12 protein-coding genes are annotated in these 12,186 nt (G+C 65.2%); 3 read left to right on the top strand and 9 right to left on the bottom strand.

The genetic code is table 11. The annotated features are described in order from the left end of the window. Positions 1–25 precede the first annotated feature (25 nt). On the bottom strand, positions 26–916 hold the full coding sequence (gene gcvA, locus CR917_RS24155) for a transcriptional regulator GcvA (RefSeq protein WP_043862969.1): 891 nt from the start codon (positions 914–916) through the stop codon (positions 26–28). Positions 917–1,250: 334 nt separating this feature from the next. Between gcvA and CR917_RS24160 the strand changes: the two genes are divergently transcribed. Further along, on the top strand, positions 1,251–2,651 hold the full coding sequence (locus tag CR917_RS24160; RefSeq protein ID WP_043862968.1) for an amino acid permease: 1,401 nt from the start codon (positions 1,251–1,253) through the stop codon (positions 2,649–2,651). A 90-nt stretch (positions 2,652–2,741) separates the two neighbouring features. Here CR917_RS24160 and CR917_RS24165 read toward each other — a convergent pair whose 3' ends face one another. The 4 genes from CR917_RS24165 to CR917_RS24180 all read right to left on the bottom strand — a co-directional run bounded on the left by CR917_RS24165 (position 2,742) and on the right by CR917_RS24180 (position 6,101). Then, entirely contained in the window at positions 2,742–3,329 is a 588-nt protein-coding gene (locus CR917_RS24165; protein ID WP_104573073.1) for a biliverdin-producing heme oxygenase, read from the bottom strand. A gap of 304 nt (positions 3,330–3,633) precedes the next feature. Beyond that, the gene (locus tag CR917_RS24170; RefSeq protein WP_104573074.1) at positions 3,634–4,323 is read right to left on the bottom strand and encodes an N-acetyltransferase; all 690 of its coding nucleotides are present in this window, start codon (positions 4,321–4,323) and stop codon (positions 3,634–3,636) included. A gap of 234 nt (positions 4,324–4,557) precedes the next feature. Next, a complete protein-coding gene (locus CR917_RS24175; RefSeq protein WP_104573075.1) occupies positions 4,558–5,250 on the bottom strand; it encodes an N-acetyltransferase in 693 nt (230 codons plus the stop codon). Between the two features lie 137 nt (positions 5,251–5,387). Continuing rightward, positions 5,388–6,101: a GNAT family N-acetyltransferase gene (locus CR917_RS24180; RefSeq protein WP_229589264.1), complete on the bottom strand. Its 714-nt coding sequence runs from the start codon at positions 6,099–6,101 to the stop codon at positions 5,388–5,390. Positions 6,102–6,470: 369 nt separating this feature from the next. Between CR917_RS24180 and CR917_RS24185 the strand changes: the two genes are divergently transcribed. Then, positions 6,471–7,664 (top strand): sugar transporter, encoded by a 1,194-nt coding sequence (locus CR917_RS24185; protein WP_104573076.1) that lies wholly within the window; start codon positions 6,471–6,473, stop codon positions 7,662–7,664. Positions 7,665–7,669: 5 nt separating this feature from the next. On the opposite strand, the gene CR917_RS24190 is transcribed toward CR917_RS24185, so the two are convergent. After that, positions 7,670–9,193 carry an FAD-dependent oxidoreductase gene (locus CR917_RS24190; RefSeq protein WP_058541110.1) on the bottom strand — a complete coding sequence of 508 codons (1,524 nt, stop codon included), beginning with the start codon at positions 9,191–9,193 and terminating at the stop codon, positions 7,670–7,672. 112 nt (positions 9,194–9,305) lie between these two features. Between CR917_RS24190 and CR917_RS24195 the strand changes: the two genes are divergently transcribed. Beyond that, the gene (locus CR917_RS24195) at positions 9,306–9,758 is read left to right on the top strand and encodes a GNAT family N-acetyltransferase (RefSeq protein WP_104573077.1); all 453 of its coding nucleotides are present in this window, start codon (positions 9,306–9,308) and stop codon (positions 9,756–9,758) included. Here CR917_RS24195 and fdhE read toward each other — a convergent pair. From fdhE to fdxH, 3 genes are read right to left on the bottom strand one after another with little or no spacing between them, the layout of a single operon-like run. Next, entirely contained in the window at positions 9,755–10,645 is an 891-nt protein-coding gene (gene fdhE / locus CR917_RS24200) for a formate dehydrogenase accessory protein FdhE (protein WP_043862961.1), read from the bottom strand. The two genes, CR917_RS24195 and fdhE, sit on opposite strands and share 4 nt — an antisense overlap. Then, positions 10,642–11,289 (bottom strand): formate dehydrogenase subunit gamma, encoded by a 648-nt coding sequence (locus CR917_RS24205; protein WP_043862960.1) that lies wholly within the window; start codon positions 11,287–11,289, stop codon positions 10,642–10,644. Before CR917_RS24205 ends, fdhE begins: the two co-directional genes overlap by 4 nt. After that, positions 11,286–12,176, bottom strand: coding sequence for a formate dehydrogenase subunit beta (gene fdxH, locus CR917_RS24210; protein ID WP_269210608.1), 891 nt, complete (start codon positions 12,174–12,176; stop codon positions 11,286–11,288). The genes CR917_RS24205 and fdxH overlap by 4 nt, the downstream gene beginning before the upstream one ends. Positions 12,177–12,186 lie beyond the last annotated feature (10 nt).

Consider the following 12,186-nt stretch of genomic DNA (forward strand, 5'->3'; position numbering starts at 1 on the left):
GAAATAAAGTCGAGCAATCATTCCGTCAAATCGTGATCCTGCCCTGTATCCACTCGACGAACGCCTTCACCTTCGGCACCTGCGCCGCATGCTCGGCATGGGCGATGAAGTGCGCGCCCTCGCTGGGCATGGTGTGCGCCCAGGCCACCACCAGCTTGCCCTCGGCCAGTTCTTCGGCCACCAGGTAGCGTGGCACCAGGGCGATGCCGCAGCCGGCCTGGGCCGCGCGGATGCACAGGTAGAAGGTGTCGAAGCGCGGCCCGTGGTAGCTGTGCTGGGACTGCAGGTCCTGCTGCAGGAACCACTCGTGCCAGGCCTCCGGGCGCGAGGTGCATTGCAGCAAGGGGTGGCGGGCGAGGTCTTCGGCACTGCGTGGCAGCGCTGCCGCGATCAGCTCGGGGTGACACACCGGCACCACCTCTTCATGGAACAGCTCGATGCAGGTGGCCCCCGGCCAGGTGCCCTGGCCGAAGAAAAACGCGATGTCGGCCTTGTTGTTGAGCAGGTCGAAGGGTTCCAGCTCGCTCTTGATGTCCAGATGGATGTTCGGGTGCTGCCGGCTGAAACCGTGCAGGTTGGGCACCAGCCAGCGTGCGCCGAAGGTGGGCTGGGTGGCCACGGTCAGCACCTGGGTCTCGCCGCCGTAGGTCAGGATGTAGCGGCTGGAGATGTCCAGCTGGGTGAGGATCTTGTTCACCTCGGCCAGGTACAGCGAGCCTGCAGGGGTCAGGTGCAGGCGTCGGCGCACGCGCTGGAACAGGTTGTGGCAGAGCATTTCCTCGAGTTGCGCCACCTGCTTGCTCACCGCGCTCTGGGTCAGGTGCAGCTCCTGCGCGGCGCGGGTGAAGCTCAGGTGGCGGGCCGCCGCCTCGAAGCATTGCAGGGTGGTGGTGGAGGGCATCAAACGCTTGGACATCGAGGGCACCGGGCAGATGAAAAGGACTGAGTTCATTCCATGGAGGAATCATGTGGTGATAAAAGGTCGTTTGTAAGCAGCCTGTTCGCAGATTAATACTGACCTGCGTCAATCATTTCAACTGCTAGTTTCGATGCCCCGAGGGACCGGGAAAAGTGCGTCCGAAACTTATCGAAAAGAGGCCGATCAGTACCCGTTACATTACGTTTGATGCCCAAAAAACAATAACGGCTCCTTACATTTCTGCTGCCGCACACTTTCCATGAAGACCTTGGCCTGACCTGCGCGGTCATCGCGCAACCAGGTGCAGCAGGCATTGGCCAGAGAGGCAACCATGTCGTCCCTACAAGAAAAACCGCAACGCTCGCTCAAGCACGGCCTGACCTCGCGTCAGGTCTCGATGATCTCCATCGCCGGCATCATCGGCGCCGGTTTGTTCATCGGTTCGTCCAACGCCATCGCCAAGGCCGGTCCGGCCATCCTCATCTCCTACATGATTACCGGCCTGCTGGTGCTGCTGGTGATGCGCATGCTCGGCGAAATGGCCATCGCCGACCCCAACAGCGGCTCGTTCTCCACCTACGCCGGGCGGGCCATCGGGCCATGGGCAGGCTTCACCATCGGCTGGCTGTACTGGTGGTTCTGGGTACTGATCATTCCGGTCGAGGCAATCGCCGGTGCCGACATCCTGCACGCCTGGTACCCCGACGTGCCGTCCTGGGCCTTTGCCTTCCTGATCATGATCGTGCTGTCGTGCAGCAACCTGATCAGCGTGAAGAACTTCGGCAAGTTCGAGTACTGGTTCGCCCTGGTCAAGGTGGTGGCGATCATCGGCTTTTTGGTGGTGTGCCTGATGGGGGTGAGCGGTGTATGGCCGCTGGCGCAGACCTCGGGCGTCGAGAACCTGTGGTCCAATGGCGGCTTCATGCCCAACGGCTTCGGCGCCGTGCTGGCCGGCGTGCTGGTGACCATCTTCTCGTTCTTCGGTGCCGAGATCGTCACCATTGCCGCCGACGAAACCGCCAACCCGAAAGACAAGATCCGCCGCGCCACCAACCTGGTGGTGTACCGCATCGCGATCTTCTACGTGTTCTCGATCTTCTTCATCGTCGCGCTGGTGCCGTGGAATGACCCGCGCCTGCTGCAGGTGGGCTCGTTCCAGCGCGCGCTGGAAATCCTCAACGTGCCGGGTGCCAAGTTCCTGATCGACGTGGTGGTGCTGGTGGCGGTCACCAGTTGCATGAACTCGGGGCTGTATACCGCTTCGCGCATGCTCTATTCGCTGGGCGCGCGCGGTGAGGCGCACCCGCTGACCAAGCGTATTTCCGGTAGCGGCGTGCCCACCGTGGCGGTGCTGTTGTCGACCCTGGCCGGGTTTGTCGGTTGCTTCGTGAACTTCGCCTTCCCGGGCAAGGTGTTCGGCTTCCTGCTGTCGACCACCGGGGCCATCGCGCTGCTGGTGTATCTGGTGATCGCCGTGTCGCAGCTGCGCATGCGTGCAATCGTCGAGCGCGAGGGCACCGAGCTGGCGTTCAAGATGTGGCTGTTCCCGTGGCTGACCTGGCTGGTGATCGTGGTGATTTCGCTGGTGCTGGGCTACATGCTGTTCAGCCCCGACTACCGCTACGAGACCTTGATGACGGCGGCGGTGACGGCGTTGATCCTGGGCATCGCGTTCTACCGCAAGCGGGCGCGTATCGAGCATCAGCCGCAGGCGATGACCGACCAGGGTTAGCGAGCGCTGCGCACTCGATCGCCGTCAAGGCCGGCTCCTGCAGGATCATCGTGACCCCTGCAGGAGCCGGCGAAGACGTCGCCACAAGCCTCAGCCGAAAATGTCGCGCACGCTGCTGCGATAGAACTCGAACGCCGCCAGCGCCCCATCCACCGCCTGGCGCTCCTGTTCCTCACTCAGCACCAGTGCATCGATCAACCCCACGAACTGGCGCCACTGCAGCGCACGCCCGTCCGGGTGCGGCGCCAGATGCCGGGCGCCACGCTGCGCGTCCAGCCCCAGTTGCTGGGTCTGCCTGAACAGAAACGCCGCCCCCAGGTTCGAGCCCTCGCTGCAGTACAGCCAGCCCAGTGCTTCAGCTGGCGCAGACAGCTGCACAGGGGCCGGTACACCGGGCACCGGCAGGCCAAGGTCGCGCAGGTCGGCCTGCACTGCCTCGAACCGCGACAGCGCCGCCAGCCCGGGCAATGTGCGGTTCAACTGCGCATCGCCATACAAGGCTTGAAGGCTGCCATGAAAGCGGTGCTGCACCTGCAGAAACAATGCATAGCGCTCGCGGCTCTCGAACGGTCGAACGCCCAGCAACAGCGTATCGACACTGTCGTGCTCGCGGCGGCTGGCGGCCTTGAGGCGTTGGCAGCGGCCGGTTTCGGGCGCAGGGGAGGCGGGGGCATTCATGGTCGGGGTCTCATGTCGGCAGTGAGCAGGCATTGGTAATGCCAATGCCTAGACTCTCTCGCGCCATCGTCGTTCCGTGCAGCACCCGGCCTGCCAGGCGAGCGTCTTCAATGCGTGGATCTGCAATGGAATCTTCATCCCGGGGCATTCGTCTCTGAACTGCATTCGTGGGCGTTATGGCCGGCGGATGCTTGCATGCGCTCCAGGTACGGTCAAGCGCCGCGCAGGGCGGGTAGATGCGGGGTTGAGCAGGGGTGTCGAGCAGGCCCCTGCACCCGCAGCGCGGGCGCAGAGGCTGGCAGGTTCATGCCGGTGCGGCGGCTGTCTTGACTGCCCGCGGCTTGCGCAGCTGTTCCAGGCGTGAACCGCTGTAGGTGGTCTCGCGGAAGAACTTCCAGCGCCCGAACAGGCAGTACACGTGCGCCACGCGCCCCTGTTCGTGATAACCCATGCGCAGGTGCAGCTTCATGGCCGGTACGTTGTGCGTCTCGACCACGTCCACCACCTTGTTGCAGCCCTGGGCCTGCATGGCCGCCCACAGGTTGACCTGGGCATCCACCGACAGCCTGGTGCCGAAGTACGACGGGGTCATCTCGCCGCCGAACTCGAAGAACTCGCCCTCCTTGACCGGGAAGGTGCAGCCGTAATAGTGACGGTCCAGGTAGTCGCGCTTGCTGCCCCAGATGAACGCCACCGCATTGTCGGCATCGTCCAGGTACATGTGCCCGGTGTGGCCTTCGCGGGCAAGCTCGGCCATGGTTTGCACACGGTCGCCGAAGTGGCGGGCAAAGGCGACGGCGTTGTCCTCGGTGATGGTCACCAGGCGCACCGGCTTGTGCGGTCGCAGGTTGTGCGGCGGTACCGCACTGACCAGGTCGCGCTCCATCCACAGCAGTTCCCAGTGATAGAACACATGGCGTTCCCAGAGGGTTCTGGCGACGCGGCGCAGGCCTTTTCTTCTGATCTTGTCGCGCAGGTTCTGCAAAGCACCCATGGTGCCTCCTTGCCGGATAGGGCAGATGAAACGGTGGGTTTGATGAAATCTTTTTCATGGTATAGCCCAGCGTTTTGACGGCGTGTCAAAAAGCCATCGCAGCGGTTGTTTCAAAATATGTGTAACAAGGGTGAACCGCTCTACACCGGAGGTTACCGGCATAGAGCAGTTGATCGGAAAGGTCTGACGCTTTTTTGACGATTTAATGGCGCCTGAATCAAGGCGCGGTTCTGCTCAGGCGATGAAGGTGTCAGGGGTCCGTGGCCGGGCCCGCGGCGCCAGGTGAGCGAGGCGCTTGCCGCTGTAGTGGGTGGTGCGCGAGAACCGCCAGCAACCGAACACTCTGTAGGCGTGGGTGATGCGACCCTGTTCTTGATAATCCAGCTGCAGGTGCATCTTCACCGCCTGCACGTTGTCCAGCGCCACCACATTGACGATGCGCGTACACCCCTTGGCCAGCATGGCGGACCACAGGTCGAGCTGGGCCTGGGTCGACAGGCCTGTACCGAAGTAGGCGCGGTCGACTTCCCCGGCAAACTGGAAGTATTCGCCCGGCTGCACCGGGAAGGTGCAGCCGTAGTAATGGCGGTCGTGGTAATCGCGGGTGCTGGCCCACACCATCGCCACCGCGTTGCCGTGGCTGTCCACGTACATGTGGCCGGTGTGGCCCTGTTCGGCGAGGTCGGTCATGGCCTGCACCTGGCCAGGGAAGTAACGGCTGAAGGCCTCGGTATTGTGGGGTGTTATCGCTACCAGGCGCACTGGCGGGCAGGTGCGCCTGCGTTGCGCGGCGACGGGCGCAAGGGGGCTGCGCTGCAACCACACCAGTTGCCAGTGCGAGAAGATGTAGCGGCGCCACAGCGGGCGAAGCGCACGCAGCAAGCCTTTTTGTCTGATACGCTGGTGGGCGATTTCGATCAATTGCATGAGAACTCCGACAGGTTTTATTCCAGGAGCTCCGATTAGGCGTCCACCGGCAGTTGCATGCCATCGGCCTTCTCTACAGCCCCGGTAAGCTGAAGGTCATGCGCGCTGCATGACCTTGCAACCCGGGGCGTAGGCGCTCAGGCGTCGGTGTCGTGCAGCTGCGGCGCCGGCTCGCTGTCGGCCTTGCGTCTGGCTCGCGGGGCCAGGTGGGCCAGGCGTGAGCCGCTGTAGTGGGTCACGCGGGAGAAGTACCAGCGCCCGAAGAACCTGTACGCGTGGGTGATGCGACCCTGTTCGTGGTAGTCCAGGTGCAGGTGCATCTTGACTGCCTGTGCGTTGTCCAGCGCCACCACCACCACGATGCGCGTGCAGCCTTTGGCGAGCATGGCCTCCCACAGCTCGGTCTGTACCCGCGTGGACAGGCCGGTGCCGAAGTAGGCGCGCTCGACTTCGCCGGCGAACTGGAAGTATTCGCCGGGCTGTACCGGGAAGGTGCAGCCGTAGTAGTGCCGGTCGTGATAGTCACGGGTGCTGGCCCACACCATCGCCACCGCGTCACCGGCTTCGTCCAGGTACATGTGGCCGGTGTGGCCTTCGCGTGCAAGGTCGTTCATGGCCTGCAACTGGCCGGGGAAATGGCGCGCGAACGCGTCGGTGTTGCTCGGGGTGATCTGGACGAGCCGCACGGGAGGGCAGGGGCGGGTGCGTTGTCGAGGCACCCTGGCCAACGGGTCGCGGTCCAGCCACACCAGTTGCCAGTGCTGGAACACGTGGCGTTGCCATAGCGGGCGCAAGGCGCGACGCAGGCCTTTTTGTCTGAGACGTTGGAGCAGTTGCGAAACTAGGCGCATACGGCCTCCTGGCAGATCCGGTACTCAAGGGACCCCGATTAGGCGTGTGTCGGTAAACCCTGACCATCGGACAATGCTGCAGCCCTTGTCAGGCTTTGCACTACTACGGGCTCATGACAAAGACACTGCATGTCCGTGGCAAGTTTCATCGGTGGGGCCGGCGCGGCGCGGCGAGCGTTATTGTCGCCCCCCCGACGCATGACGTACCATCGGGCCTGCGACCCGCACCTACCTATAACAACCTTCTGCAGCGCAACACCCAGGCCGCCGGCCCAGGGGTGGCTTTTGCCTGCGCGCCTTTTGCCGCGCAGGTTTCATTGAACCCAGGGTCGCGTCTGACGCGCCCGCCCCGGAGCCTTGCCCCGTCCGATGAACAACCCCGCAGATACCCGTAATGGCAGCTGGCTCAGCGTTTTCGCGCTGGCCCTGGCTGCATTCATCTTCAACACCACCGAGTTCGTGCCGGTGGCCCTGCTCAGCGATATCGGCCGCAGCTTCGACATGCCCACCGCCCAGGTCGGGCTGATGCTGACCATCTATGCCTGGGTGGTGTCGCTGGCCTCGCTGCCGATGATGCTGATGACCCGCAACATCGAGCGGCGCAAGCTGCTGGCGTTCCTGTTCGTGCTGTTCATTGCCAGCCATGTGCTGTCGAGCATGGCCACCAGCTTCGGCATGCTGCTGTTCAGCCGCATCGGTATCGCACTGGCACACGCGGTGTTCTGGGCCATCACCGCGTCGCTGGCGGTGCGGGTGGCGCCGCCGGGCAAGCAGGCCAAGGCCCTCGGGGTGCTGGCCACCGGCACCACCCTGGCCATGGTGCTGGGCATTCCGCTGGGGCGAGTGGTGGGCGAGGCGCTGGGCTGGCGCACCACCTTCATGGGCATCGCCGGGGTCTCGGTACTGACGTTGCTGTGGCTGATGCGCTCGCTGCCGCGCCTGCCCAGCCAGAACTCCGGTTCGCTGCGCAGCCTGCCGATGCTGCTCAAGCGGCCGGCGCTGCTCTCGGTGTATGCGTTGGTGGTGCTGGGCATCACCGCGCAGTTCACCGCCTACAGCTACATCGAGCCGTTCAGCCAGCAGGTCGCGGCGATGAGCGGCGAGATGACCACCATCCTGCTGTTGCTGTATGGCGGGGCGGGCATCTTCGGCTCGATCCTGTTCAGTCGCTACAGCGAGCGTTTCCCGCGGGGGTTCGCGATTGGCGCGATCGGCGCCATCGCCCTGAGCCTGTTGCTGCTGGCCCCGCTGGCAGTCAACCCGGCCCTGCTCTGCGCGCTGAGCATGGTGTGGGGCATGGCGATCATGTGTTTCAGCCTGGCCCTGCAATCGAAGGTACTGGTGCTGGCTTCGGATGCCACCGACGTGGCCATGGCCATGTTCTCGGGGCTGTACAACGTGGGCATCGGTGGCGGGGCATTGCTGGGCAGCCTGGTCAGTACCCACATGGGCCTTGGCGACATCGGCCTGGTGGGCGGCGCGGTCGCGGTCAGCGGCCTGGTGCTGTGTTGCGTGACCACCTACCGCTATGCCGGGGTGCTGGGCGCCGACAAACCGGCGTAAGCACCTCACCAGGGGCGCAGGCCCCGCTCGCTGAAGTAGCGCTCCACGGCGGCGGTGGAGGCCGAGGGTTCGGCCAGCGCCACGTAGCTGTCGGGGCGCAGCAGGTACAGCGCGTTGCGTGCCAGGCCGGCGGCCGTGCAGGCGGCCGACCAGGGGTAAACCTGCAGTGGCAGCTGGCGTGCGGCGCACCAGGCGCTCAGTTCCTTGCTGGCCAGGCCGTACACGTGCACCTGCCAGCCCAGGTGCGACAGCGCGCTGAAATTGTCGTGTTCCTGCGTCACCACCCAGGGCAGGCGGTCGCCGCCCTGCACATGGCCGGCGCTGCCGAAGCTCAGCGGCATCAGGCGGTAATTCAGGCCCAGCTGCGAGACCGTGCGAAACAGCAGGCTGCGCGCCTTGGCGAATGCCGCCATGCGCGGTATCAGCACCGGTGCCAGGCGGGTACGCAACAGGTTGGCGATGCTGCCATCGGCGGTAGCGAAGGTGAACACCTGGTCGGTGGTGGCCACCAGGCGCCGGGCGAAGGCCATGCGCTCGACCGGGTAGCTGTCGAGCAGGTCGTCGTGGGCCTTGCCCTTGAGTACGCTGCACAGCTTCCAGGCCAGGTTGATTGCATCGCCGATGCCGGTGTTCATGCCCTGGCCGCCGGCCGGGCTGTGCACGTGCGCGGCGTCGCCGAGCAGGAAGGCGCGCTGCTGGCGGAAATGCCCGGCCACGCGATGGTGTACGCGGTAGGTGGAAAACCAGTTGACCTTGAGCACCTGCAGTTGCAGGTGCTCGATGGCGCGTTGGCTGACATCCTCGAAACGCAGTTGCTCGGGGTGTTCGGCGCGTGCGTCGCGCACCGTGCCGATCAACCGCGCGCGGCCTGTGCCGGCCAGCGGGAACACCGCCAGAAAGTCCGCCTCGTCCAGGTCCACGTGCAGCTCGCCGTTCATGGGCGGGCCGCTGGCATCCACGTCGGCCACATAGAACAGCTGCTGGTAGGTGCCGCCGGGGAAGTCGACATGCAGGCCGTTGCGCACGGCCGAATGGGCGCCGTCGCAGCCGGCCAGGTAATGCGTCTCGCAGTCTTGCTCGCTGCCGTCGGGCAGGCGCAGGCGTGCGCTGACGGTGGTGTCGTGCTGGGTGAAACCGAGCAGTTCGGTGCTGCGTTCGACCTCCACGCCAAGGCCGCGCAGGCGCTCGATCAGCAGGTTCTCGTGCTGGTCCTGCGGGTAGATTTCGAGAAAGGGGTAGGGCGTGAGGTTGGCGCCGATGCTGTCCAAAGGCAGCCGTGCGGCGGGCTCGCCCTTGACCCAGAGGTTGGCGGCGGGCACCTGGTGGCCGGCGCCAACGACCGCGTCGGCCAGGTCCAGCTGGCGGTACAGCTCCAGGGTGCGGGCTTGCACGGCGAGCGCGCGGGAGGTGGTGCCGGCGGCGCTGGTCCTGTCGAGGATACGTACCGAGATGCCCAGCTTGCTCAGCCACAGGGCCAGGACCAGGCCGGTGGGCCCGGCGCCGATGATCAGGACGTCAGAGTGGGGCATGGCGCGGTCCTCCGGGAAGGTGCGGTGGCACTGACAAGTGTAGATGCAGGTGGCCACACCCCTCATCCAATTCGGTGTACCTTTGCATCCCCCCAACGCCCAGAGCACACCCATGATCGACTGGCTCAGCAACCACCCACACCACAGCGATACCCTGGCCCGCTGGCTGCACGAGCAGTTCGCCTACGAATACGCCGATGTACCGCTGGCCCAATGGCAACAGGAATTCGCCCATGGCCAGACTGACGGCAGCCTGTACAGCCTGCTGGCGCTGGATGACGGCAACCTGCTGGGCAGCGCTTCACTGGCGCGCGACGACCTGCCCCTGCGGCCCGACCTGAGCCCCTGGCTGGCCTGCGTGTTCGTCAGCCCGCAAGCCCGCGGCCAAGGCCTGGCCGAAACGCTGATCGAGGGCATCTGCACCAAGGCCGGGGCCCTGGGGCACACGCACCTCTACCTGCACACCCACGACCGCGCCGAGTACTACCACAAGCGGGGGTGGCAGTACCTCGAGCAGTTCCAGGCCTGGGGAAAATCACACTGGCTGATGCAGTACCCGCTCTAGCCCGGGAACAGAAACGGGTTCACGCCGCTGCGATCGAACCCCTGGCGCTCCACCTCGGCATCCAGCGCGATCGAGGCCAGGTCATCGGCCACCAGCTCAAGGTCGCGCTCGTGCTCGGGGTAGAACACTTTCAGGTAGCTGTGGCAGTCGTCGCAGCTCTCGGCCTTGATCGCGGTTTCATGGGTATCCAGCGACCAGTAGTCCAGGCTGCCGGTCTCTTCGCAGTTGCTGCACTTGAGCCGCACCATGTGCCAGCGGCTCTCGCACAACCCGCAGTGCAGGTAGCGCAGCCCGGCCTGGGCACCGGTCATGATCACGCTGGCCACCGGCGCCCCGGTGCACACCGGGCAATGCTGGCGCTGCTCGCCCACGCCGGCATTGCCGATGGCGGGCAGGTGCGCCGCCAGCTGGGTGAAGTACAGCGACAGGGCCGCCCACAGGAACAGCGCCTGACCGCTGTCGATCTCGCTGAAGCGGCCTGCCAGCAATGCATCGGCCGCCACGTCCAGGGCGGCCTCGCCCTGCGCACACAGGCCCTGCAGGGTGGCGTGTTCGATGTGCTCGCCAAGCCCGCGCAACAGTTGCTGCCAGTAGGCATCGCGCGGCAGGCTGGCCCAGGCCAGCGGCGCCTTGCCGGCGGCTACCCGCCCGGCCAGGCTGCTCACCAGCGTTGCCGGCAGCGGCAGGCGTTCGAGCAATTGCTGCTGGGCATCGGCCACCTGTGCCACGAACCGCAGGTAGTCGGCCATCGGGTGCCCCTCGGCCAGCTGACGCAGGCGGGTGGCGCGCTGGCGGTAGCGCTCGCCCAGGGTCGGCAGCAGCACGGCAGGTATTTCGCCAACGCCGGCGCTACGCTGCTCGGCAGGGGTCATCTGGATGCTGTTCATTGCTGCTTGCCACTCCCGCTCTGCTTGTTGCTGATCTGCCGGTACCAGCGGTCATGGTGGGTCTTGGCCCAGCTGCGGCTCACATACCCGGTGACCATGCCGCGAATCGAACCCTTGACCCAGAACGCCAGGTACGCATGGCCGATGATCAGCAGGATCAGGCAGATGCCGGCAATGGCGTGTACCAGCAGGCCGATGCGAATCGACGGGATGCTGAACCACGGCGCGAAGTAAGGCCGCCAGATCACCACGCCACTGACCAGCAGCACGCTGATCAGGCCCATGATTCCCCAGAACAGGATCTTCTGCCCGGCGTTGTACTTGCCGATCTGCAGCGCCGGCTCGTGCTCGCCGGCCAGCACCTGGCGCACGTTCCTGAACCACGCGAGGTCTTCACGCTCGGGCAGGTTGTACTTGACGAAGCGCACGAACAGGAACGCCAGCAGCAGGAACACCACCACCCCGAAGAACGGGTGCAGGATGCGCGCCAGCTGCGGGGTGCCGAACACGGCGTTGAGCCCGTTGAGCGACGGGAAGAACCACGACAGCCCCGACAGGGCCACGGCAAGGAAGCACAGCACCATTACCCAGTGGCTGGCACGCTCGATGAAGCGGGTGCGCAGGATCAGTTTGTCCTTGTTCATGCGTGGGTGTCCTCCTCGTGTTTCTCGTCGGCTTCCTCGACCTCGTTCGGCCCCACGCCTACGTAGTGGAACAGGGTGCCGGCCAGGGTAGCGAAGAAGGCCACGGCCGCCACCGGCTTGAGCCAGCCCTTCCAGCCATGGATGGCGCTGCTGATGCGCGGGTCGGTGGGCAGCTTGTGGTACAGGTGCGGCTTGTCGGCGTGCTGCAGCACGTACACCACGTGGGTGCCGCCCACGCCCTGCGGGTCGTAGATGCCGGCGCCGGCAAAGCCGCGGCCCTGCAACTCGGTCACGCGCTCGCTGGCCTGGTGCAGCATGTCCTGCTTGCTGCCGAAGTTGATCGCCCCGGTGGGGCAGGTCTTGACGCAGGCCGGCTCCTGGCCGACCGACACGCGGTCCACGCACAGGGTGCACTTGTAGGCCTTGTTGTCCTTCTTGCTGATGCGCGGCACATCGAACGGGCAGCCGGCGATGCAGTAGCCGCAGCCGATGCAGTGGTCGGACTGGAAGTCGACGATGCCGTTGGCGTACTGGATGATCGCCCCCGGTTGCGGGCAGGCCTTCAGGCAGCCCGGGTCGGCGCAGTGCATGCAGCCGTCCTTGCGGATCAGCCATTCGAGCTTGCCGCTTTCATCTTCGACTTCATCGAAGCGCATCAGCGTCCAGGTTTCGGCCGACAGGTCGGCCGGGTTGTCGTACACGCCGACGTTGTGGCCGACCTCGTCGCGCAGGTCGTTCCACTCGTTGCAGGCCACCTGGCAGGCCTTGCAGCCGATGCAGATGCTCACGTCGATCAGCTTGGCCACTTCGGCCTGGTGGTCGCGCGCACGCGGCGCCGGGGTCAGCACGTTGGTGGCCGAGCGCTTGATGATGTCTTGGGATTGCATGGACATGAAG

Source organism: Pseudomonas sp. BRM28 (assembly GCF_002939405.1).
Taxonomy (GTDB): Bacteria; Pseudomonadota; Gammaproteobacteria; order Pseudomonadales; family Pseudomonadaceae; genus Aquipseudomonas; species Aquipseudomonas palmensis.

Excerpts from the sequence above, each read along its gene's own strand:
- gcvA (WP_043862969.1), bottom strand. The coding sequence starts at position 916 with ATGTCCAAGCGTTTGATGCCCTCCACCACCACCCTGCAATGCTTCGAG.
- CR917_RS24160 (WP_043862968.1), top strand. The coding sequence starts at position 1,251 with ATGTCGTCCCTACAAGAAAAACCGCAACGCTCGCTCAAGCACGGCCTG.
- CR917_RS24165 (WP_104573073.1), bottom strand. The coding sequence starts at position 3,329 with ATGAATGCCCCCGCCTCCCCTGCGCCCGAAACCGGCCGCTGCCAACGC.
- CR917_RS24170 (WP_104573074.1), bottom strand. The coding sequence starts at position 4,323 with ATGGGTGCTTTGCAGAACCTGCGCGACAAGATCAGAAGAAAAGGCCTG.
- CR917_RS24175 (WP_104573075.1), bottom strand. The coding sequence starts at position 5,250 with ATGCAATTGATCGAAATCGCCCACCAGCGTATCAGACAAAAAGGCTTG.
- CR917_RS24180 (WP_229589264.1), bottom strand. The coding sequence starts at position 6,101 with ATGCGCCTAGTTTCGCAACTGCTCCAACGTCTCAGACAAAAAGGCCTG.
- CR917_RS24185 (WP_104573076.1), top strand. The coding sequence starts at position 6,471 with ATGAACAACCCCGCAGATACCCGTAATGGCAGCTGGCTCAGCGTTTTC.
- CR917_RS24190 (WP_058541110.1), bottom strand. The coding sequence starts at position 9,193 with ATGCCCCACTCTGACGTCCTGATCATCGGCGCCGGGCCCACCGGCCTG.
- CR917_RS24195 (WP_104573077.1), top strand. The coding sequence starts at position 9,306 with ATGATCGACTGGCTCAGCAACCACCCACACCACAGCGATACCCTGGCC.
- fdhE (WP_043862961.1), bottom strand. The coding sequence starts at position 10,645 with ATGAACAGCATCCAGATGACCCCTGCCGAGCAGCGTAGCGCCGGCGTT.
- CR917_RS24205 (WP_043862960.1), bottom strand. The coding sequence starts at position 11,289 with ATGAACAAGGACAAACTGATCCTGCGCACCCGCTTCATCGAGCGTGCC.
- fdxH (WP_269210608.1), bottom strand. The coding sequence starts at position 12,176 with ATGCAATCCCAAGACATCATCAAGCGCTCGGCCACCAACGTGCTGACC.